At 74.1% G+C, this 21,944-nt stretch carries 14 protein-coding genes and 1 pseudogene; 10 read left to right on the plus strand and 5 right to left on the minus strand.

Features of this window, described 5'->3' with window-relative positions; genetic code table 11:
* Positions 1-142: 142 nt before the first annotated feature.
* From WMF31_RS39200 to WMF31_RS39215, 4 genes and pseudogenes are all read right to left on the minus strand, one after another.
* Positions 143-952 (minus strand): annotated as a pseudogene (locus WMF31_RS39200) (HsdM family class I SAM-dependent methyltransferase); the annotation flags it as partial.
* Between the two features lie 33 nt (positions 953-985).
* Complete coding sequence (locus WMF31_RS39205) at positions 986-1,429, minus strand: type II toxin-antitoxin system VapC family toxin (protein ID WP_436606994.1); 444 nt, start codon at positions 1,427-1,429, stop codon at positions 986-988.
* Positions 1,426-2,391, minus strand: coding sequence for a hypothetical protein (locus tag WMF31_RS39210; protein ID WP_436606995.1), 966 nt, complete (start codon positions 2,389-2,391; stop codon positions 1,426-1,428). The genes WMF31_RS39205 and WMF31_RS39210 overlap by 4 nt, the downstream gene beginning before the upstream one ends.
* Complete coding sequence (locus WMF31_RS39215; RefSeq protein ID WP_436606996.1) at positions 2,384-2,758, minus strand: hypothetical protein; 375 nt, start codon at positions 2,756-2,758, stop codon at positions 2,384-2,386. The genes WMF31_RS39210 and WMF31_RS39215 overlap by 8 nt, the downstream gene beginning before the upstream one ends.
* 541 nt (positions 2,759-3,299) lie before the next feature.
* Here WMF31_RS39215 and WMF31_RS39220 point away from each other — a divergent pair.
* The 4 genes from WMF31_RS39220 (at position 3,300) to WMF31_RS39235 (ending at position 8,738) form a co-directional block, all read left to right on the plus strand.
* Positions 3,300-3,647 (plus strand): ArsR/SmtB family transcription factor, encoded by a 348-nt coding sequence (locus tag WMF31_RS39220; protein WP_436606997.1) that lies wholly within the window; start codon positions 3,300-3,302, stop codon positions 3,645-3,647.
* Positions 3,644-4,117, plus strand: a complete 474-nt coding sequence (locus WMF31_RS39225; RefSeq protein ID WP_436606998.1) for an SRPBCC family protein — start codon at positions 3,644-3,646, stop codon at positions 4,115-4,117. Before WMF31_RS39220 ends, WMF31_RS39225 begins: the two co-directional genes overlap by 4 nt.
* 86 nt (positions 4,118-4,203) lie before the next feature.
* Positions 4,204-8,304, plus strand: coding sequence for a restriction endonuclease fold toxin (locus tag WMF31_RS39230; protein ID WP_436606999.1), 4,101 nt, complete (start codon positions 4,204-4,206; stop codon positions 8,302-8,304).
* Between the two features lie 74 nt (positions 8,305-8,378).
* Complete coding sequence (locus tag WMF31_RS39235; protein ID WP_436607000.1) at positions 8,379-8,738, plus strand: hypothetical protein; 360 nt, start codon at positions 8,379-8,381, stop codon at positions 8,736-8,738.
* Between the two features lie 247 nt (positions 8,739-8,985).
* Here WMF31_RS39235 and WMF31_RS39240 read toward each other — a convergent pair whose 3' ends face one another.
* Positions 8,986-9,750: a hypothetical protein gene (locus tag WMF31_RS39240; RefSeq protein ID WP_436607001.1), complete on the minus strand. Its 765-nt coding sequence runs from the start codon at positions 9,748-9,750 to the stop codon at positions 8,986-8,988.
* A 571-nt stretch (positions 9,751-10,321) separates the two neighbouring features.
* Between WMF31_RS39240 and WMF31_RS39245 the strand changes: the two genes are divergently transcribed.
* The 6 genes from WMF31_RS39245 (at position 10,322) to WMF31_RS39270 (ending at position 21,891) form a co-directional block, all read left to right on the plus strand.
* A complete protein-coding gene (locus WMF31_RS39245; RefSeq protein ID WP_436607002.1) occupies positions 10,322-12,343 on the plus strand; it encodes a sacsin N-terminal ATP-binding-like domain-containing protein in 2,022 nt (673 codons plus the stop codon).
* Positions 12,340-17,871 (plus strand): hypothetical protein, encoded by a 5,532-nt coding sequence (locus tag WMF31_RS39250; protein ID WP_436607003.1) that lies wholly within the window; start codon positions 12,340-12,342, stop codon positions 17,869-17,871. The genes WMF31_RS39245 and WMF31_RS39250 overlap by 4 nt, the downstream gene beginning before the upstream one ends.
* Before the next feature lie 192 nt (positions 17,872-18,063).
* The gene (locus WMF31_RS39255; protein WP_436607004.1) at positions 18,064-18,672 is read left to right on the plus strand and encodes a DUF488 domain-containing protein; all 609 of its coding nucleotides are present in this window, start codon (positions 18,064-18,066) and stop codon (positions 18,670-18,672) included.
* 260 nt (positions 18,673-18,932) lie between these two features.
* Complete coding sequence (locus tag WMF31_RS39260; protein ID WP_436607005.1) at positions 18,933-19,601, plus strand: 16S rRNA (guanine(527)-N(7))-methyltransferase RsmG; 669 nt, start codon at positions 18,933-18,935, stop codon at positions 19,599-19,601.
* Between the two features lie 229 nt (positions 19,602-19,830).
* Complete coding sequence (locus tag WMF31_RS39265; RefSeq protein WP_436607006.1) at positions 19,831-21,159, plus strand: hypothetical protein; 1,329 nt, start codon at positions 19,831-19,833, stop codon at positions 21,157-21,159.
* Positions 21,160-21,429: 270 nt separating this feature from the next.
* Complete coding sequence (locus WMF31_RS39270; RefSeq protein WP_129355277.1) at positions 21,430-21,891, plus strand: hypothetical protein; 462 nt, start codon at positions 21,430-21,432, stop codon at positions 21,889-21,891.
* Positions 21,892-21,944 lie beyond the last annotated feature (53 nt).

The raw sequence follows: 21,944 nt of genomic DNA on the forward strand, positions 1-21,944 counted from the left end.
GGCAACCCCGAAGCCTCGCCGTCGGGGCTCAGGGACGGTCGAGGCAACCCCGAAGCCTCGCCGTCGGGGCATCAGGGATGGTCGAGGCAACCCCGAAGCCTCGCCGTCGGGGCTCAGGGACGGTCGCGGCAACCCCCACGCCTCAGCCCGCCGCCGCCCGCGCCCTCAGATCGGCTTCCACCGCCTCGAACTGCTCCAGCGCCGCGCGCAGGTCCTCCACGATCTCCCCCGCGATCACGTCCGGCGTCGGGAGGTTCTCGGACGCCTCCAGGCTCTCGTCCTTCAGCCAGAAGATATCGAGGCTGCACTTGTCCCGGGCGACCAGCTCTGCGTACTCGTAGGCTCGCCACTGCCCGGGCGGGTTCTTCTCCGAGAACGTCGCTCTCCGCTTGTGCAGCTCCCCCGGCTTGTAGCAGGCGACGAAGTCGTCGAGATCCGCGCGCGAGAGCGGATTGGTCTTCAGCGTGAAGTGCTGGTTCGTCCGGAAATCGTAGATCCAGAGCTTCCGGGTCCACGGCTTCTCGCTCGCGGGCTTCTTGTCGAAGAAGAGCACGTTGGCCTTCACGCCCTGCGCATAGAAGATGCCTGTCGGCAGCCGGAGCAGCGTGTGCACATCGCAGTCGTGGAGCAGCTTGCGGCGGATCGTCTCCCCGGCCCCGCCCTCGAAGAGCACGTTGTCCGGCACGACCACGGCGGCGCGCCCGTGGATCGCGAGGAGGGTCTTCACGTGCTGGATGAAGTTGAGCTGCTTGTTGCTGGTCGTCGCCCAGAAGTCCTCACGCATGACCGTGAGCCCCTCGCGCGCCTCGTCGCCCTCCTCGGTGAGGACCACGACGCTCGACTTCTTTCCGAAAGGCGGGTTCGTCAGGACCATGGAGTAGCGGGAGCCGGGATCGGCGGCGAGGCTGTCCCGGGTCTCGACGGGCGGCTGCCCCTCGTCCTCGCTCGGCCCGATGGACGATCTGGGCGGAGGGGTTCGACGCGTTCAATGTTTCCCGGGATGAAGAGCGAAGACCGACACCTGAAGGAAGGTCCCGGCGAGGGCCTCGAAGTCCTTGTCCGTCGTGATGAGCAGCGCCGATGTCGCGGCGGCGGTGGCGGCTATCCAGACATCGTTATCCCCCACGGCTCGGCCGGAGCCGATCAGGAACGTGTGGATCGCCGCATAGTGCTCGATGATGGCACGGTTGATGTCGAAGACGACGAGCTGATTGACGAGTTGGCTCAGCTTGCCGGTCCGCTCCGCCCCCCAGCCTCGGCGTCTGGCGAAAGCGAACAGCTCCCCCACGGTCACGATGGAGATCATCGGACGGAAGGGACGGGTCTGGAGCCCATACGCGGCGTCGAGACGGCGGCCGAACTCGTTCCCGCGCGCAAGGTGCAACACCACGTTGGTGTCGAGGACGACCGGCCCCTCCGGCACTGTCATGAGAGCTCCTCGAGCGCCTCCTGGAACTCCTCCTCGGTGTCATCCATCGGAATACCGCCGAAGATCGCCGCGACGCCGGAGCTCGGCCCCTGCGGCACACGAAACCAGTGCGGCTCGGCCGGCATGTCCAGAGGCCGCGGCATCGTCGACCAGGCCGCGAGGTCGCCCGTCGCCGGGTCGATGCGCTCGGCCTCGATGCGCAGCACCTTGCCGGAGGGCCGGAACCTGGCGATGCCCGAGACGATCGCCGGCTGACCGAAGAGCCTCGCGAGGTCCGCTGGAGCCACCGACTCGGCGGCCAGGCCTCGCAGGGTCTCGCCCGAGGTGAGGACGAGCGTGAAGGAGCGATCGCTGTGGCGGATCGCGTCGAGCTTGCCGCCGACCGCGACGCGTCGATCCTCGGGCGTGCGCTGGCGCAGCGCGCGGATCGCCTCGATGCCTCCGGCGTCGACACGGAGCGTCCGGCCGTTGACCAGCTCGATGCTGTCCACGCCGTGGCGGAAAAGCCGGCCGAACCCTTCGAGGGTGGCCATGAGCGGCCGATCGTAGCGATCGCTGTCCTCGCGTCCGGCGAGGGCGTCGTCCAGGCTGTCCTCGAGGTAGTCGAGGCACGAGCGGCCCGGCTCGGCGGCCGTGAAGAGATCGAGCTGCCGGGAGCGCAGCGATAGCGCCTCCGCGAGCGAGGGGGCGCGGAGGACGATCTCGCGCTCCTCTATCTGCTCGATCTCGAACGCTGCCGCGTCCTCCAGCCAGGCTGGAGGCGTGCCCGGCGCGGTGCTGCGGCCGTCGATCTGCAGGCGCATCGCCTGCTGCGCTCCGTCGACGAGGACGTCGAGCAGGTCGCGCAGGAACGGGGCGCGCTGCGTTGCGACCTCGTCGCCCGTGAAACGGAGCACGTGCCGCGCGCAGCGGAGCTGCCTGCCCGACGCGGGGTGCTTGATGGTCCTGGAGCGTTCACCCATCGTCGATCCTCCCCTCGGGGGTTCGGACCACCTTAGCGCGGCTCTTGCGGGAGGTCTTGCTCGGGCCGTTCGGGGCGGGCGGCACGGCGCGTCTCGCGCGGATCCGATCGAGCATCGCGCTCGCGGGGTCGTCACGTGGATCCTGCGGGACGGGCTTGCCCTCGAAGGCACGCTTCAGGGCGGCCTGGCGGAGGCGCTGCGCGCGGGCGAGCTGGGCGCGGACGGTTTGCTCGACCTCGTCGGCGACGGGGAGGAGGCGAGCGACCTCAGCATCGATGCAATGCTGCTCAGACGCGGGGGGAAGCGGCGATGGCGCAGCCTCGAATTTCCCCAGCGTGAGGACGATCTGGGCGGAGGGGTTGCTCATCGGGCCTCTGTGGTGGCGAGATGCCGCTCCATGTCGGCCTTGACAGGGCACGACAGGGCGTTCCAGTATAACCGTGGAGGCTCGGCCAAGGGGATGTTTCGACAGCCCCGATGGCATTGCCTCCTTTTCTTTGTGCAATCCTCCCCGGCTCGTGCCCAGCTTTCGCAACGGCCGCCGGCTGGCCGGTTCGGAGCCGGAGAGGCCGCCATCCAGTGACGTTGCAGCGACGACCAGCGCTCCTGGGGGATGCGAGCGCAGGGAGCGCTCATCGGCAGCAAATAGCCGTGTCCGCAAATGCCTTCAGGCGGACTGGGGACGCGCGGCAGGAAGACCGGCTCTGACGTGATCCACCGGTCGATGCCGGAGCGCCCGCAGCCGGCGCTCCGGCCGCGGGCGCCCCGGGCAGGACAACGGCGCCGAGGTGCGCCGGGCGGCGGTGACGGCGGTGGGGGCAACGCGCGCGCTCGTCGGTCGGCGGGGGCGCGATCGTTACTTTAGTGCCCGCTTGACTGTCCTCATCGCACGCACTACGCTTTAGTCCGTGCTTAACCATGGACCCGCCGCCGACGTCTTCCATGCTCTCGGCGACCCGACGCGCAGGGCGCTGGTGGAAGCGCTCGCCAGGGGCGCCAAGTCGGTCAGCGAGCTGGCCGCGCCGCTCGGCATTTCGCTGGCGGCCGTGGTCCAGCACATCGGTGTCCTGGAGAAGAGCGGGCTGGTTCGGACCGAGAAGGTCGGCCGTGTCCGGACCTGCCGCATGGATCCCCGGGGCCTGAACGAGCTCGAGCGCTGGATCTCCCAGCGTCGCGCCGAATGGAACCGCCACCTCGACAAGCTCGACGAGTACCTCCTCGCCGAAGAGCTTGAGCGCAAAGGAAATGCCCAATGATCGAACAGCCTGTCCACTGCTCCTCCTTCGTCCTCGACCGCTCGTATCCTTATGCTCCGGAGCGCGTCTTCTCGGCCTGGGCCAGCGCCAAGGCCAAGGCGCGCTGGTTTGCCGGACCGGACGGGTGGACCGAGCTCGAACGCGTCTTCGAGTTCCGCCCGGGCGGGCGCGAGACCGCGAAAGGTCGTTTCCCGGACGGCAAGGTCTCGTACTTCGACGCCCGCTTCCATGAGATCGTCCCCAACCGGCTCCTCGTCTACGCCTACGACATGTATGTGGACGACAAGAAGCTGTCGGTGTCGCTCGCCTCGGTAGAGTTCCTGCCGGAAGGCACGGGCACTCACCTGCGGATGACCGAACAAGGCGTCTTCTTCGGCAACAAGGACGATGCGCCAGGCCGCGAGCAGGGCACCGTCTGGCTCCTCGACAAGCTGGCCGCCGCGCTGTCGAATCCGCACGTGGCCCATTAGCCGGCGCGCCCGCGCGGCCGATCTCGCCGCCGCGCGGCCGGCGTCGCCTTGACGGTGCGCCCGCTTACGCGCGATGCTTCCCGGTCATGGGGAAGGTCACGGCGCTGAGCCTGGATACCGTCCATGAGGGCTCGGGTCACCAGATGACGGGCATGGCCGTGAGCGTGTGCACGACGCCGGCGGCGCCGAGCCCGCTGCCGATCCCCTACCCCACGATGGGCACGGTGGCCGAAGGGGTCATCGACGCGCCGATGCGCACGAAGATCGAGGGAAAGAAGATCCTGACGGTCGGCGGGTGCATGAAGGCGTGTCACGGCAACGAGCCGGGCACCTTGAAGGAGACGTTGAGCCTCAACACAGGGGGGCCCTGCTTCCCGTGGCTCGGCGCGCCGAACGTGCTCATCGAGCTCGGGATGGCCGGGATCACCGGCAGCATGGGGCAGATGAACAAGTCGGTGACCGCCGGCGCCGGGACGAGCGCGGGCGGGGCCGGCGGGGCCGGGGGCACGGGCGGCGGAGGCGGCGGCGGCGGCGCCGGCGCGCCGGGCGGCGGCGGACCGAGCGCGCCGGGCGGCGGCGGAGGGGCAGGTGGCGGGGGGAGCCACAAGGGGGCGAAGGCAGGGAAGTCGTCGTCGCCGCCGCTGGAGGAGTGCACGACCGAGGGACACCCGGTCGATGTCACGAGCGGCGCGGTGGTCGACGCGGCGGTGGACATCGCCGCTCCGGGGAGGATCCCGCTCGTCTGGGCGCGCCATTACTCGTCCGCGCGTCACGAGGAGCGGGACGGGGCGTTCGGGCCGGGGTGGGCGTCTTCCTGCGAGCAATGGATCGAAGAGGGAGACGAGGTCCTCGCGTTGCGCGACGGCGAGGGGCGATGGATCTGGTTCGAGAAGGTCGGGCCGGGGGAGACGACGTTCCACCGGCGCGAGCGGCTGGAGCTCCACCGCGACGGCGCGCGCGAGTTCCGGGTGGTGGCGCTCGACGCGCGCCATGTGCGGGTGTTCGCGGCGGAGGGCGACGGGACGAGGGCGCGCCTCCGGGCGATCCGGGACGTGCATGGCAACGAGATCCGGCTGGAGCACGAGGGCGAGCGGCTCGTCCGGATCGTCGATACCGCGGGTCGGGAGCTCGAGGTGCGATGGGAGGAGGGGCGGATCACGCGCCTCGAGCTGTGGGCGGAGCGACGGCTGGAGCAGTGGGTCGAGTACCGATATGGCGACGCGGGGTGTCTGATCGCGGCGATCGATGCGGTGGGCGGGGTGGAACGCTACGACTACGACGTCCGCCACCGCATGACGTCGGCGACGCTGAAGAACGGCGAGCGGTTCTGGTACGCCTACGAGGACCGCCACGGATCCCGGTGCCGGAAGACGGGCGGAAACGACGGGCTGCACGAGGTCGAGCTCTGCCGCGACGCGCGGGCGAGGACGACCGAGGTCCGTGGCGAGGAGCCGCGGGTGTACACCTGGAACGCCGACGGCCTGGTGACACGCGCCGCGCTGCCCGACGGGACGGTGCTGTGGGAGCGGGCGTACGACGAGGACGCGCGCCTGGTCGCGGAGGTGAACGGCGCGGGCGAGGGCGTGCAGCGCTGGTACGACGCGCGGGGCAACCTGATCCGCGAGGTCGACGCGCTCGGCAACGAGACGCGGTGGGAGGTCGAGGGCGACCTCGTGGTGCGGCAGATCGGCCCCGAGGGGCTCGTCACGCAGGTGATCCGCGACGCGCGCGGCGAGGTGAGCGCGGTGCTGTTCCCGACGGGCGAGGCGTACGCGTTCGCGCGCGATGCGCACGGCCGCGTGACGGGCATCCACGGACACGGCGGCGGGCAGGGCGGCCTGCTGTTCGGCTACGAGCACGACGCGCGGCACAACGTGATCGCCGAGACCGACGCGCGCGGCGCGCGGACGACCTACGCGCACGACGGGATGGGCCGGCCGGTGTCGCAGACCGACGCGCTCGGGCGGACGACGCGCGTGGCGTACGACCGGATGGGCCGGCCGATCCGCGTCGAGCGGCCCGACGGGACGCGGACGGTCGCGACCTACGACCGCATGGGCAACCCGGTGCGGCTGGTCGATGCGCTGGGGCAGACGACGCAGCTCGCTTACCAGGGCACGGGCGTGCTGGCGCAGGTGGTCGAGCCGGGCGGGGGCGTGTGGCGCTTCGCGTACACGAAGAAGGAGCGGCTCCAGGTCGTCATCAACCCCAGGGGCGAAGAGTACGTCTTCCGTTATGACGATGCGGGCAGGGTCGGGCAGGAGGACACGTTCGATGGCCGCACGCTGCGCTACGGCTACCGCAGCTCGGGCCGGCTCGGGCGCATCGAGCACCGGGCGGACGAGACGTGGCGCAACCTGTTCCATGACCGCGCGGGGAACCTGATCGGCGACGAGACGCCGGACGGGGTGATCGGCTACGCGCGCGACCGGATGGGGCGGTTGATCGGCGCGGTGCTGGAGGAGGCGAGCGGGCAGCGCGTCGAGACGTGGTTCGAGCGCGACGCGTTCGGGCGCGTCGTATGCGCGCGGCAGGGCGACAAGGTGGTGCGCTACGCCTACGACGCCCGCGGGCGGCGCGTCGAGCGGGTGATGCCGGACGGCGCGAGGACGCGGTATGTGTATGACGCGCTCGACGCGCTGAGCGCGATCGAGCACGACGGGCATCGGATGGCGTTCGAGCGCGACGTGCTCGGGCGGGAGATCCAGCGGACGAGCGCCAAGGCGGGCGAGGACGGCGCGGCGGGCATCGCGGTGCGGAGCGCCTACGACGCGATGGACCGGCTGATCGAGCAGCGCGCGACGGCGCCGGCGCCGGGGGTGCCGAAGGTGCTGGTCGCGCGGCAGTGGCTCTACGACGCGCGCGGGCGCGTCGAGCGCATCGACGACGCGCGCTGGGGGGCGACGGCGTACCGCTACGATCGCGTCGACAGGTTACTGTCCGCGCAGCGGGGGGAGCGACGCGAGGTCTTCACGTACGATCCGGCTGGCTCGATCACGCGGATGCTCGAGGAGCTCGCGGAGCGCGGCGGCGCGGGGGTGCTGGCGCAGGCGCAGCCGGCGCAGGACTGGATGCAGCCGTCGTGGCGGATCGAGCGCGGCGGCGTGCTGCGCAGGACCGAGGCGGCGGCGTACGAGGTCGACGCGCGCGGGCGGCGCACCGCCAAGGTGGAGCTGTCGCGCTACCGGGAGAACCACCCGAACGGCGGGGCCGCGACCGAGCAGGACATGACCCGGTACACCTGGGACTGCCGCGACCGGCTGCGCGAGGTGCGGCTCCCGGATGGCACGCGGGTCGTCATGACCTATGACGCCTTCGGCAGGCGGATACGCAAGGAGGTGATCGGCGCGGCCCTGGTCGGCCGGCCCCGCGTGGTGGACTTCGTCTGGGATGGGGATGAGCTCGCCGCCGAGGTCGACCGGGAGCGGGGGGCGCGGACGTTCGTGCACGCGCCGGGGACGTTCGTCCCGCTGCTCCAGCAACAGGACGGGCGCGTGCTCACGTACATCAACGACCACCTCGGCATGCCGAAGGAGCTGCTCGACCCGGGCGGGCTCGTCGCGTGGGCGGCGGCGCACTCGGCCTGGGGCAAGGTCGTCGAGGTGCAGCGCGATCCGATCAGCGCGCTCAACCACAAGACGCCCGTGGAGTCGCCGTTCCGGCTGCTGGGACAGTACGCGGATGACGAGACGGGGCTCTGCTACACGCGGTTCCGGTTCTTCGATCCGGAGACGGGGGGGTGGTGCAGCCCGGATCCGCTGGGGATAACCGGAAGCCGGCAGCTGTTCATGTTCAATGGCAGTCCGACCGTTCACATCGATCCCCTTGGTCTTGCAAAAGGCAAGATATTCGGTGAGGCAGGGAAAGCCTGGGAAGAAGAGGTGAGAAGAGTCAGCGGGGGAACATCGCAGATAATTGACAACCGAGAATTTGACTCGGTGACATCCACGGAGCTTATTCAGGCAAAGGATTCGTCTACTGCAATCGCCAAGCCGAAGAATTTTTTGAGTAAAAGCACCAGGGTTCAAATCAAGGAGACGGTGCGTCTTGCGGGTCAATACGGCAAGAAGCCGGTTTATTGGTTCAAAGAGGAGCCGCATCCTGAAGTTCGCGACTACATCGAAGAAAAGGGGGCCGAAGTGCGCGTCGGTCTACCCCCGTCGACAGGAGGCGGCTGCTCCTCCTGACCAGCCGATGCGAGTCATGGTGCTCGCGTGAACTTGTCGACCATCGAGCGAGAGCGCAGCCACAGGCGATAATCATGTCATACTTCTACTCGGTTCGCGGTTGGTTGGAGATGTCGCCCGAGGCCTTTCCGGATGTCATATCCATCATTTCGACAATGCGTGTGCGATGGGGCGACGATGAGAAAGCGCAGCTCTATATGAAGGGGTGGTGCTGGAGCGGTGAGCCAATCAACTGGACGCGATATGTATTCTACGGGGCAGATGTGACGGAGGAAGGGCTAGTCATGCTTCGCTGCGTGCTAAGCGAGATGGTGCTCCTCGGGCTTGATCTGTCCGGGTACTTTCATGTCCAGGGTGAGGACGGGGAGAAGATGGCAATCCTCAGGATCGAGGACGATGTCCTTCTCGAAGAAGAGCTTCGAGCTCCTGGCTGATGTCCAGGGGGTGGCGGCGAGACGCGGTGCTGTCCGCTGGGGCCGTGGAGAAGCCGACTACTACGACGAGGGCGCAGCGCTGGGAGGCGAGCGCTGCGCCCTAACGCACGTGGGTGGTGTGAAACACGACGGATCCGATCGGCGCGCCATCAGGCAGACCCCCCGGCCAAGTGGCAGCGCGCGGCGCGAGAGGGGGCCAGGACCCGAAGGCCGCGAGCTGCCGGCCGCGAGACCAACGAGCGGACGTTCAGGTAATCTCGGTCGACACGGCTTCCTCGGCCGGCTCCGCCGCCCCGGGCGCGGCCTTCTTCGCCTTCTTCGCCCTGGCCGCGGCGGCGCGGGGGCCATGGAGCTCGTCCAGGTAGCCGAACACCTGGGCGTCGAGGTCGCGCGGCAGCTCCGGGGTGTGCTCGACCTCGTCGGCGAGGCCCGCCCGCAGGCGGGAGAGGAGGCCTATCGTGGCGGCGCGGAGCGCGCCGGCGCCCTTGCGGGACGTCTCCCTCACGTCGGCGCGGTCGCTCAGCATGGAGTGGAGTCGCTCGCCGGCGCCGAGGAAGCCGCTGATCCAGTGATAGAGGGTCTCCCCCTCGGCGACGGGGAAGCGCTCGAGATCGGCCCTGTGCTCTCCGAGGACCTTCTTGCGCTCGATGGCCGCCGTCGCCTCGTCCGCGTAGCTCGCCTTGAGCTCGGACAGCGCGGGGATGAAGGCGCGCCGGATCCGCGCCGCCGCGGCGGCCGTCTCCGGCGAGATCTGCGGGTGCTGGAGGTAAGCCTCGGTCATGTGCCAGACCGCCTTGCCGAGGCTGTCGTGCTCCGCGTCGGTCTCGTCGAGCTCCGCGGCGAGGGCCCTCCCGCCGACGACGGCGGGCGGAAGCGCGGAGATCTCCGCCAGCTTCCTCGCGAGCATCGGCTCGTAGGTCTTGCCGGAGCTGGAGCGCAGGAGCGCTGATCTTCGCTTGTCGAACAGGTCGGTGAGTCCGAGCTTCAGGTCGGACAGCGTGAGGTTTTGCATCCTGCCGAGGGTAGAAGGGCGAGTTGTGGCGTCAAGCTGCCCAGGCCGTCGGAACCGTGCCAGTCGAGCGCGCTGATGACGAGAGGGCATTCGACCGATGGCGACACCAGGGCTCCAGAGATCCTCGTCAACATGCCGAGATTTCACTGGTAATACGACGGTCAACAGACGCGCCCCCCTGGGCCCGTCGGCGAGGCGTGGAGGATGCGCCGACCATCCCCGGAGCCCCGTCGGCGAGGCGTGGAGGTAGCGCCGACCATCCCGGAGCCCCGTCGGCGAGGCGTGGAGGTAGCGCCGAGCATCCCGGAGCCTCGTCGGCGAGGCGTGGAGGTAGCGCCGACCATCCCCGAAGCCCGGTCGGCGAGGGGTGATGGTTGCGTCGACCAACCTCGGCGCCCCGTCTGCGAGGCGTGGAGGTAGCGCCGACCAATCCCAGAGCCCCGGCCGCGAGCCGTGGTGGTCGCGTCCAGCCTCCGAGCCTCCCCGGGGCGGGCGCCTCGCGGGATCCTCATGAGTCCTCCGGCACAGCCCCGAGGCTCAGCCTGGCCGTGTGATAGCCTCGCAGGGCGCCATGGCACCCTATCGCTCCCTCCACGAGGACCGCCGGCCCGCCCCCCAGGGCCCGCCGCCAGGCCCCGTGGCGGACATGGTGCAGCAGTTCGCCGACCCGTACGCCTTCCTCCGCGAGCTCGTCCAGAACGGCATGGACGCCGGCGCGCGGACGATCGCCGTCCGCGTCGAGGCGCTGCCCGGCGCCTCGGCCACCTCGGTCGCGGACGACGGGGCCGGGATGTCCCGCGACGACATCGAGGGGCCGCTCCTCACGCTCTTCAGCTCGTCCAAGGAGGGCGACGTCGGCAAGATCGGCAAGTACGGCGTCGGGTTCGTCTCCGTGTTCGCCATCCAGCCCGAGCACGTCGAGGTGGAGACGTGGCGCGACGGAAAGGCCTACCGCCTCCGGCTGCTCGGCGACACGAGCTACGAGCTCGAGGACGCCGGCCCGCGCGAGGGCAGCGGCACCCGCGTCACCCTGTTCAAGCAGCTCACCCGGGAGGCGTTCGTCGAGCACGCGCGGCGCGCGCGGGCCGCCCTCCGCCGCTGGTGCCGCCACGCCGAGTGCGAGATCACCCTCGGCATCGCCGGCCCCGACGCCCTCGCCAGGGCGCGCGTCGAGCGCATCGACGGCCCGCTCACCGTCGCGGCGCCCGTGTCCGTGACCTCGGTCGAGGGCGACGCCACGCTCGTGGTCGGCCCCTCGGCCGGCGCGCATCGCTTCGCGCAGCACGTGAGCCGCGACGCCGCCGTCGAGCACGGCCAGAGCTTCGCGGGCTTCTACAACCGCGGCCTCACCCTCTTCGAGACCGCGGACGAGGTCCTGAGCGGGCTGTCCGGCGTGCGGTTCAAGGTGATGAGCCCCCGCCTCCAGCACACGCTGAGCCGCGACAACGTCCGCCGCGACGACGCCTTCTGGGAGGCGCTCGCCCGCGTGCGCGAGCTCGTGAAGGGGCCGCTCCGGCGCGAGCTCGCCGCCCGCCTCGCGCCCGCCGCCGCCGCCGCCGCCTCGGCCGCCGCGGCCGGCGCGGGCGTCGCGGCCGGCGCAGGCCTCGCGCGCGGCGCGGCCGGCGCAGGCGTCGCGGCCGTCGCTCGCGGCGCGGGCGGCGTGGCCGTCGCGGCCAGCGCGGCCGTCGCCGAGTACGTGGCCCTGCTCGAGGCCGCGCTGACGCCGCCGACCGCGCTCGATCCGGACGAGATCCCGTTCCCGCTCGCGAACCCCCTCGCGGGCGACCGGGCGCGCGCCGGCCTCCGGTCGCTCGCGCCGGGGCGCGAGCCGCTGCTCGTCGCCCAGCGGCCCGACGCGCTCACCGAGGCCGTCACGCAGGGCGGCCTGCCCGTCGTGCTGTGCTGCCACCCCGCCGTCCTCTCGCTGCTCACGCAGTGCTTCCCGCTCGCGCGCATCGAGGAGGTGCGCGCGGCCTACCTGCTCGTGCGCGAGGCGCCGGAGAGCGCCTCCGAGGGCGACGCCGCGCTGCTCACGGTCGTCGCCGAGGCGCTCGCCCGCGCCCGGCACGCGGTCGCCGGGGTCCGCCTCTGCCAGATCGACGGCGCGCTCCGGCAGCGCAGCGCGATCCTCCTGCCCGCGCGCGCGCAGGCCGCCGGCGGGCCCGGGCGCTCCTGCCACGCGGCGCGCGACGTCGCCCGCTGCGCGGCGCGCTGGCGGCCCGGGTACACGCTGTACCTCAACGTCGAGAGCGACGCGGTGGCGCTCGCGCGCAGGCGCGCCGCCCTCGACGCCGTCACCGCCGGCAACCTGCTCGCGCGCGCGCTGCTCGTCGAGGCCAGGGGGCCGCTCGATCCCGACGACAGCGACCGGCTCCTCGACGTCGCGGCGCGCCCGCCGCCGCCCGCCGGCGCGGCGCCCGGCGCGAAGGCGCCTCCGGGCGCGGCGCCCGGCGCGAAGGCGCCCGCGAGCAGCGCGCGCGGCGCGAAGGCGCCTCCGGGCGCGGCGCCCGGCGCGAAGGCGCCCGCGAGCAGCGCGCGCGGCGCGGGCGATCTCCACGGCGCGCCCGGCGCACCTCAGGGGCTCCCGCGGTGAGCCGTGTCGTCGCCCGCGGCGCGATCCGCGTCGATGCCCGGCGCGCCGTCCAGAAGCTCAGGGAGCACCTGCTCGTCGATCTGGACCTCTACCTGCTCGAGCTCGTCCGCGCGGCCGCGGCCGGCGGCGCGACCCGCATCGACCTCGATTACGACGCCGACGACGTCTCCCTGACCTTCGACGGCGAGCCGCTCGACGCGCCCGTCCTGACGCGGCTCCTCGACCACCTGCTCAACCCCACGCCCGACGAGCCGTCCCGGCGGCTCCGCCTGCTCGCCCTCGGCGTGAACGCGGCGCTCGGGCTGCGCCCCGCGCGCGTCGATCTGCTCACGACCGGCCGCGGCCCGTCCGGCGAGGCCCCCGGGGCGACCTGCGCCCGGGTGCGCTTCACGCCCGCCCTGCTCGAGGCGCCCGCCGAGCCGCTCGCCCCGGCCGCCGCCCCGGCCTGCGACGAGGTGCCGCGGCCGCCCGGCATGCCCGCGTCCGGCATGCGGATCGAGGTGCGGCGGCGGCTCGGCTGGTCCGTGCTGAAGCGGGCGATCACGGGCGATCTGCCGCCCGAGCTCGGCCACCTCGCCGCCGCGACGGGCGACTTCCCGATCCCGATCACGCTCGGCGGCGAGCCGCTCCGCCGCGCGTCGCCGACCCTCGGGCGCGCCGTGCTCCTCCGCGTGCCGTTCCGCGTGCGCGGCGTGCGCAGCGCGGCGCTGGAGATCGTCGCGCCCCCGAGCGCGCCGGACGACGCGGCCGTCCCGAGCTCCCGCGCCGTCGCGCTCTCCGGGCCGCAGTCGTCGCGCTCGGGACCGCAGTCGTCGCGCTCGGGGCCGCAGTCGTCGCGCTCGGGGCCGCAGTCGTCGCGCTCGGGGCCGCAGTCGTCGCGCTCAGGGCCGCAGTCGTCGCGCTCGGGGCCGCAGTCGTCGCGCGCCGCGCTGCGCTCGTCGCCGCTCGTCTCGCCGCTGTCGACGCCGCTCCCGGCACCCCTCGCACCACCGCCCTCCCCACCCCTCTCCCCACCCCTCTCCGGCCTCCCCGTCATCGACTACCTCGAGCGCGGCGTGCGGCTCGTCCGCCAGCGCTGGAGCTTCGCCCCGCGGTTCCCCTCGGCGCCCTACCAGGGCGTCGAGCTCCCGGTCCGCATCGTCGCCGACGCGGACGAGCTGCCCACCAACGCGTCGCGCTCGGCGCTGCGCGAGGACGCGCCCCTCCGGCCGCTGCTCCGCGAGGCGGCCACCGCCGCGCTGCTCGACGCCCTCGCGGCGCTCACCGCGCTCGTCTGCGGCGACGGCGCCGTCCCCGAGAGCGTCGCCGTCGTCGACCTCGAGCCGGACCGGCTCGAGGACGCGCTCGCGGCGTTCGCGTGCGTCGCGACCGGCGCCGCGCGCGCGGGCGACGCGCTGCCCGCCGCCGCGGAGGCCGTGCGCGCGCTGCCGCTGCTCCGCGACGGCCTCGGGCGGCCGGTCTCCCTGGCGTCGCTCGACGCGCGCGACGGGTCGCCCCTCTTCCTCCTGCGCGGCGACGCCGACCTCCCGGACGAGCTCTCCCCCTGGGCCCACGACGTCCTCCGCTGCCGCGGGGGCCTCGTGGAGCGCGCCCTCGCCGGGCTCCCGCTCGCCGACGCCGAGGTCATGTTCGAGCAGGCCAGGCTCGGCGCCGAGCGCCGCAGGGCGTTCCTCCGCCACGCGACCGGCGAGCCCGTCGTGCCGCCCTCCCCCGAGCACGCGCTCCGCGCCGCCTTCCACGAGCGCGAGGGCCCGCTCACGGGCCTCCGCGGCGAGCTCGCCGTGTTCGCGGGCGACGGCGACGCCCGGCGCAGGGCCGAGGTCCGCGTGTTCGTCGAGGGGCGGCACCTCGAGACCGTCGAGCTCGATCCGGCCGCCGTCCCCCTGCCGGTCGAGATCGCGCTCGCGTGGGAGGGGCGCGTCCGGCCCCGCTTCTCTTACGAGGGCGTCGAGCGCGACGAGCGCTTCTTCCGCGCGGTCCGCCACGCCCTCCGGGTCGCGCTCGCCGCCGCCGACCGCGAGGCGCGGCGGCTGTTCGGCCCGAGGCCCGTGCTCCCGGGCGCGGCGGCGCGCGGCGCGCCGTCCGAGCGCGAGCTCGCGCGCCTGCGCGCCCCGCTCCGGGCCGCGATCGGGGCGCTGTTCTGCGCGCCGCCGCGCCTCGGCGTCCCGGATGGCCAGGGCGGCGTGACGCCGCCGCCCGGCGACGACCTCGCGCCGTCGGCCTTCGAGGGCCTGCTGAAGGCGCGGATCTGGCCCATGCTCGTGACGGGCCGGTTCATGAGCCTGGAGGGCCTGTCCGCGCTCGCGCGGGCGTCGCGCGGCCTGTGCGTCGCGCCGCCCGACGCGCGGGGGCGCGCGGTCGACGGGCGGCCCGTGCTCGCCGCCTCGCAGCGCGAGCTCGACTGGCTCGCCGCCGCGCTCCCGGATCGCGAGCTCGTCCTCTACACGCCGGGGCTCTTCACCGAGGACGAGCTCGCGGCGCGGGGCCCCGCGCGCCGGCGCGCGCTCGCCGCGGCCCTGGAGGAGCTCGCGGGGCCCGGCGCCGCCGGCGCGCCGGTCCTCGAGGTCGTCCGTCCCGGCTCCGTCGCGCTCGTCACGCCCAGCGACGCGATGGCCGAGGCGTGGCACCACGCCGCGCAGCCGCTCGCCGCGCCGCCCAGGGCGCCGCTGCTCGGCCCCGTCGCGATCGCGATCGACGACGACGCCGCCGTGCCCGGCAGGGGCTGGGGCAGCCTCCTGTCGCCGCGCAACGACGCCGCCGTCCACGCGGCCGAGCGCGAGCTCTGCGAGGCGCTCGTGGCCGCGCTCGAGGGCGACGGCGCGGCGCGCGCGCGGCTCGGCCTCCGGGGCGACCCGCTCCGCGACCGCGGGCGGCCGGACACCCGGGTGACGGCCTACCTCCTCGACTGCGCGCGGGCGATCGCGGAGCAGGCCCGGCGCAGCCCCGTCGAGCCCGCCCTCGGCGAGCTCGGGGCGCGCCTCCGGCGCCTGTCGCTGCTCCGCATGCTCGACGCGCGCGGCGAGGTGGTCTCGTGCTCGCTCGAGACCATCGAGGCGGCGCACCCGGGGAGATCGTCGATCCCGGTGCTCCACGAGGCGCCCGGCTTCGAGACGCTCTCGTGGTACCCGGTCCTCGTCCGCGACGACCGGGAGGGCGCGGCGTTCCTGCGCTGGGCCGGCGGGCGCGCCGCGATGGCGCACGGCGGGCTGCCGGCGCGGCGGCGGCGCGCGGCCCTCGAGCGGGAGCGCCGCGCCGCCGCCGGCGAGGGGCCGCGGCGCGACGCCGCCGCCCGGAGCGTCCGCGGCGCGCCGGTGCTGCCGGGCGCGCCGCCGCACCCGCGGCTCAGGGTGCGCCTCGCCGCGCTGCACGTCCGGGAGGCCGAGGGCGAGCTCGAGATCATCGAGGGGCCGGCGTCGGACGTCCGCCTCGTCGGGCCGGACGGCGCGGAGCGCCGGGTGGAGGCGGAGCTCCCGATCCCGCTGCGGATCGTGGCCCGCACCGGCGCGGACGACCCGTCGCGGGCCGAGACGCGCGCGCTGCTGACGAAGCTCGCCCGGGTCGCGGGCCGCTACCTGATCTCGCTCGCGCCGCGCTTCGACGAGCTGCCGCCGTTCGCGCGGAGCCACACGCGCCGCGGGGTGCTGACGACGCTGGCGTCCGGCAAGCGCCTCGTCGCGCGGGCCGCGAGCGCGCCGGTCTTCCAGGACATCGAGGGCCGCTACTGGTCGCTCGACGATCTGCGGCGGGCGGCGGCCGCCGGGTGGCTGTGCACCTCGGCGCCGCCGCCGTACCCGAAGCGGAGCTACGGCCGGCCGGTCCTCCGGCTCAGCGAGGCCGAGCGGCTGCAGCTCTCGACCGCCGTGCTCGTCAACGACGCCACCCTGGCGATCGCGCGCGATCTCGCGGCCGAGGCGCGCCTCGCGGCGCCGCCGCTCGTCACCATCGGCCTCGACGAGGCCGCGCGCGCGGCGTGCTTCGAGGTCACGCCGTTCGAGCCGTGGGCGGGCGCGCGGGCGGGCGAGCCCGTGGCGTACGGCGAGATGGGGTTGCTCGTGCCGGAGCGCGCCGGCGCGGCGAAGATCGCGGTGCACGTGGGGCGCCGCCCGCTGTGCGCGATCGACGCGGGCGAGGGGTGGCCGCTGTGCGCGGCGATCAACGACGACGCGCTCGCGCCGAACGACACCTTCGACGGGCTCGGGAAGAGCGCGGACGCGGAGCGGCTCCGGCGGGCGGTGCGCGAGGCCGCGGCGCGGTGGCTGCGCGCCGAGCTCGCGCCGCCCGCGGACGCGCTCGCGACCCGGTGGGTCGACGTGGTCCAGGGCTGGCAGCAGCTCCTGCTCGTGATCGGCGTGCTCTGGCTGCCGGCGCGGTGGCCGCGCGCGCCGCGGGTGCTCGTGGCGACGCCCACGGCGGGCGCCGCCGGCGGGGCCTCGGGGGGCGGGCTGCGCGGCGCGTTCACGCCGCGCGAGCTGCGCGTCGATCGCGACGCGGGCGGCGTGATCGGGCGGCCGCCGGTCGAGGGCATGCTCCTCGTCTGGCCGCCGGGCGGGCGCTGGGACGCGGTCGCGGAGCTCGCGATGCAGGCCGCCGCGTCGATGGCGGCCGAGCTCTCGGACGAGCCCGCCGCGGCGCCGTACCTGTGGAACCTGCACCTGCTCGACCGGCTGGAGGGCGGCACGCTCGCGGCGCGGACCGTCGCCGGGGAGCGCGTCGGCCCGGCGGAGATCCGCGCGGAGCTCGCGGCGCGGCGCCGCCTGTGGATCTCCGACGGCCGCGGGGGCGCGGGCGGCGATTTTCCGGGCGGGGCGCCGTCGTTCGTGCTGCTCGACGAGGGCTCGCCGCTCGTCGAGGTGCTGCGCCACCGCGCCGCCCCCGGCGTGCTGCGCGAGCTCGGCGCGCCCAGCGCGCCGGCCCCGGCCGGGGGGATCGCGGCGGGGGGCGAGGGCGCGCAGGGAGGCGATGACGCGGCGGGGGGCGAGGGCGCGCAGGGAGGCGAGGGAGCGACGGGGGGTGAGGGCGCGCCGTGCGTCCCCGGCGCCGAGGCCGTCCTCGGGGCCCAGCAGGACCCCGAGCGCGTGCCGGCCGTGGAGGTCGCCGCGGGGGCGCCGCGCTCCGAGCGGGGCGTGCGCGCGTGGGCGTCCGCGCTGTGGCGCGGCGTCCGCGACCTGATCGGCGGCGGGGACGCGCGGCTCGACGCGGTGGCCGGGCCGCAAGGGGAGGCGGAGAGCCCGCTCGCCGCGGCGCTGCTCGCGGCGGTCCTCGAGATGGGCCTCGAGGGCGCCCCGGTGCGCTCCGTCGTCGAGCGCCGCTCCGGGAGGCCGGTTCGTTACGACGCGAGCCGGTGCCAGATCGTCATCAACCCCGAGCACGAGGCGCTCGCGTGGCTGCGCGCCCGCGGCGCGCCCGATCCGGCGGCCGTCGCGCTCCTGGCGGCGGCGGCCGTGGGCGAGGTGAACCGGGCGCTCAAGTCGGTGACCGACGCGGAGGAGCGCCGCGCGCTGGAGCACCTGCTCCGCTCGATGGGCTAGATAGGCGGTCACCCGCTTCGGATACGGGCCCATCTCGACGTTTTCGGTGCTCAGCGCACAGGAGTGCGCTTCCGCGCCGAAAACGCCGATCTGGGCCCGTCTCCTGTGCGGGTGACCGCCGCGACGGGGCCGGTGTCCGGGGCGGGGGGAACCGGCGTTGCCGGTCCGCGGGCGCCGCGCAACGCTTTCCCCGTGGGCACCGTCTTCACCGTGGGTCATGGCACGCGCAGCCTGGAAGAGCTCGTCGAGCTCCTGGGCGAGGGGTCGGCCGACACGCTGGTCGACGTCCGGAGGTTCCCGGGATCGAGCCGGTCGCCGCACCTGTCGCGCGACGCGCTCGCCCGCGCGCTGCCGCCGCTCGGGGTGACGTACGTCTTCCGCGGCGACACCCTCGGCGGCCGGCGGTCCGGGCGGGAGGGCTCGCCCCACCTCGCCTGGGAGAACGCGAGCTTCCGGGCCTACGCCGATCACATGGAGACCGACGCCTTCCAGCGCGCGCTCGCCGAGCTCGAGGCGGAGGCCCGGGCCGGCCGGCGCATGGCCCTGATGTGCGCCGAGACGCTCTGGTGGCGGTGCCACCGCCGCCTCATCGCCGACGCCCTCGTGGCGCGCGGGCTCCCGGTCGTCCACCTGCTCGGCCGCGGCGCCCGCGCCCCGCACGCGCTGAACCCTGCCGCCCGGATCGACGGCGCCGGCCACCTCATCTACGACCTCGGCGCCCAGCGCGCCCTGCCGCTCGGCGACGCCGCGGCCCCCGGCGGCCGTCGCGGCGGACGCACGGGCGCGCGCCACGGCCGCTGACCGCCGCGCTGGCATCAGAGGAGGTGGGGGAGCTCGGGGGGCTCACCGGAGGGGCTGGAGTGCAGGCGAGCCACGACAGGGGCTCGCCGGAACGCAAGCCCCGGAGGTGAGCCCCCCGAGCTCCCCCACCTCCCGTCGCCCGGAAGTGAGCCCCCCGAGCTCCCCCACCTCCCGCCGCCCGGAAGTGAACCCCCCGAGCTCCCCCACCTCCCGCCGCCGGAGGGGTGCCCCGGCGCCGGGTCCTGTGCTCCACTGCGCGCATGGACCTGGGCGGCCCCGAACGGATGGCGGAGCGGATCGCGGCGTTGCTCGCCGGTCGCGAGGCGAGCCTCCCCGCCCGCGCCCCCGCGGCGCTCGCGCGCTGGATCGAGCTCGTCGCGGCGTGGAACGCGAAGGTCGACCTGACCGCGGCGCGGAGCGCCGAGGAGCTTGCCGATCTCATGCTCGCGGACGCGCGGCTCCTCTCGGAGCACGTGCCCGAGGGCCGGCGCGTGGTCGACGTCGGCACCGGGGCGGGCGCGCCGGGCCTGCCGCTCGCCCTCCTGCGGCCCGACCTGGAGGTGACGCTGGTCGAGCCGCTCCAGAAACGCGTGGCCTTCCTGCGGACGGCGACCGGCACCCTGGTCCAGCAAGGCGAGCTCGCGCGGGCGCCCCGGGTCGAGCGCGCGCGCGGCGAGGACCTCGCGCGCGCGGGGCGATCGTTCGAGGTGGCGATCTCCCGCGCGACGCTCGCCCCGGAGGCGTGGCTGCCCCTCGGCGCGGCGCTCACGGCGGGGGAGCCTCCGGCGCGCCGCGAGGTCTGGGTCCTGCTCGCCCGCGACGAGCCGCCGTCGCTCCCCGGCTGGGCGCCCGCGGGCGACCACCGGTATCGCTGGCCGCTCACCGGCGCGGAGCGGAGGGCCGTGCGGTATGTTTCAGTGATCACGTAATTGGTCTGAACTCCTGTCCGGGGATCCCCTGAAGGAGTATCGAGAGACCACTCGACTGCCATTCTGCAGGGCGGCGCCCTCCTGCCGCGCTGTCGGCTTCCACGGGGGCGCGATTCGAGCGAGCCGCGGTCTGTCCGGTGTAGCGGAGCCGCACCGATTCCGTTACTGTCGGTAAACCACATGAAGGCGCGCCCCCGGTGGGCAGGGCCTCCTGGCTCGGGAGACAGCGATGAAAGTGCAACGGATTTCGGCGATCCTGCTCACCGCGGGCGCCTTCTCGGCGGGGTTCATGGGTTGCGGCTCCGATGACCCGGACGACGGCGCCGGGGGGGGCTCGACGGCCACGACCACCACCAGCACCACCACGCCCACGAGCACCGTGTCCACCGGCACCACCACGCCGGGCGTCGCGGAGTTCCTCGGCGCCGCGTGCGAGGTGGACGCCGATTGCGGTCCGGATGGGGTCTGCTTTCCGGAGTCCGACCCCGAGGGCGGTCCGCCAGGCGGGTATTGCACGAAGGACTGCGAAGAAGATAGCGACTGTGAGGGCGACGGCAGCCTCTGCCTCGAGGGCGCATGCTACCTCGGCTGCACGCCCGGGGAGCCCGAGCTGCGGGGCGCCGCCGACGATCTCGATCCGTACAAGTGTCAAGGCCGTGAGGAGCTTCGCTGTCAGGACATCCAGATCGGGGTGCTCTGCCTTCCGACCTGCGGCTCCGACAGCCAGTGCTCCGGCGATCGCAAGTGCGATCTCCGGAGCGGCTTCTGCGTGGACGAGCCGCCGGAAGGCCTGCCGCTGGGCGCCGCGTGCGATCCGGACGCCGAGGAGAACGCGTGCGCCGGGCTGTGCGAGGTCTTCCCTGGCGGCGTCGGCGCGTGCTCCCAGTACTGCAGCTTCGGCGGCGATCCGTTCGAGTCCGACTGCGGCGGAATCGAGAACGGTCTTTGCGTCTACGGGGCCTCGCTCGGCGTCAGCGACGCCGGTCTCTGCACCAGGGCGTGCACGGCGCACACCGATTGCATGGTGCCGCAGGGGCGCTGCGAGTTCTTCGGCCTCGATACCCACGGCTTCTGCACCTACGACCCGAAGGAGTGCGAGGAGAAGAGCGATTGCGAGACGTCCGAAGAGTGCGCCGAGACGCCTGACGGCTTCTTCTGCCTCGACCCGAGATATCCGCTCAGCAACGGCAGCACGGGCGAGGGCGGCGCCGGCGGCGAGGGCGGCGCCGGCGGCGGCACGGGCGAAGGCGGCGCCGGCGGCACGGCCGGCGGCGGCACGGGCGAGGGCGGCGCCGGCGGCACGGCCGGCGGCGGCACGGGCGAGGGCGGCGCTGGCGGCACGGCCGGCGGCGGCACGGGCGAGGGCGGCGCTGGCGGCACGGCCGGCGGCGGCACGGGCGAGGGCGGCGCTGGCGGCACGGCCGGCGGCGGCACGGGCGAGGGCGGCGCTGGCGGCACGGCCGGCGGCGGCACGGGCGAGGGTGGCGCTGGCGGCACGGCCGGCGGCGGCACGGGCGAAGGCGGCGCTGGCGGCATTGACGGCGCTGGCGGCGCCTGATCGCCGCACTCCAGGACTGGGCCTCTTCTCCTCCATCGAGCTCTGCGGGCTCGCGAGGCGACGAGGCCCGCGCGCCACAGATCACTTCCTCCTCTCCAGCCCTCCTTCATGAGCGCCCTCGCGTCAGGCACGAGGCGCGCTGTCTCACGCGGGGCAGATCGCCACACGGATCGGGCGGCGGGGTGCGCCCGTCACCGCAGCGACACAACGGATCCGGGCACGTCGCGCCGGCACCCTGCTTGCTCCTGCGCGCCGGGGCAGGAGGATCGCATGGAGAAGCTCGCTCTCTTCACATCGGCCGCCGCCGTGGCGGTCGCGATGATCGGTGTGCCCTCGACGGCGCGCGCGCAGGAGAGGGCGCGCGACACGGTCACGATCACCGACTCGGTGCCGAATCGCGGGCTCATCTGGAGCGGCGTCGCCGTGCTCGGTACGACCTACGGGATCTCGACCGTCGTCGCGGCCGTCAGCGACAAACCGGCCGACCGCGCCCTCTGGGTGCCCGTCGCGGGGCCCTGGATCGACCTCGGCTCGCGCGGGCGCTGCAGGGGGTCGTGCAACCACGAGGCGACGAACAAGGTGCTGCTCGTGGCGGACGGCCTCGGTCAGGCCATCGGCGCGCTGCAGATCCTCGGCGGATTCCTGTTCCCGGCGAAGCGCACGGTGACGGAGGTGGGGCGCGTGCAGATCCTCCCCATGGGCAGGGGCCTCGCGGCGAGGACCGTGTTCTGAGGTGAGCTCGCGGCGAGGACCGTGTTCTGAGGTGAGCTCGCGGCGAGGACCGT

The organism is Sorangium sp. So ce1036 (assembly GCF_051369805.1).
Classification (GTDB): Bacteria; Myxococcota_A; Polyangia; order Polyangiales; family Polyangiaceae; genus Sorangium; species Sorangium cellulosum_F.

Coding starts and splice junctions, on each gene's coding strand:
- WMF31_RS39205 (WP_436606994.1), bottom strand. CDS start 1,429: ATGACAGTGCCGGAGGGGCCGGTCGTCCTCGACACCAACGTGGTGTTG.
- WMF31_RS39210 (WP_436606995.1), bottom strand. CDS start 2,391: ATGGGTGAACGCTCCAGGACCATCAAGCACCCCGCGTCGGGCAGGCAG.
- WMF31_RS39215 (WP_436606996.1), bottom strand. CDS start 2,758: ATGAGCAACCCCTCCGCCCAGATCGTCCTCACGCTGGGGAAATTCGAG.
- WMF31_RS39225 (WP_436606998.1), top strand. CDS start 3,644: ATGATCGAACAGCCTGTCCACTGCTCCTCCTTCGTCCTCGACCGCTCG.
- WMF31_RS39230 (WP_436606999.1), top strand. CDS start 4,204: ATGGGGAAGGTCACGGCGCTGAGCCTGGATACCGTCCATGAGGGCTCG.
- WMF31_RS39235 (WP_436607000.1), top strand. CDS start 8,379: ATGTCATACTTCTACTCGGTTCGCGGTTGGTTGGAGATGTCGCCCGAG.
- WMF31_RS39240 (WP_436607001.1), bottom strand. CDS start 9,750: ATGCAAAACCTCACGCTGTCCGACCTGAAGCTCGGACTCACCGACCTG.
- WMF31_RS39245 (WP_436607002.1), top strand. CDS start 10,322: ATGGCACCCTATCGCTCCCTCCACGAGGACCGCCGGCCCGCCCCCCAG.
- WMF31_RS39260 (WP_436607005.1), top strand. CDS start 18,933: ATGGACCTGGGCGGCCCCGAACGGATGGCGGAGCGGATCGCGGCGTTG.
- WMF31_RS39265 (WP_436607006.1), top strand. CDS start 19,831: ATGAAAGTGCAACGGATTTCGGCGATCCTGCTCACCGCGGGCGCCTTC.
- WMF31_RS39270 (WP_129355277.1), top strand. CDS start 21,430: ATGGAGAAGCTCGCTCTCTTCACATCGGCCGCCGCCGTGGCGGTCGCG.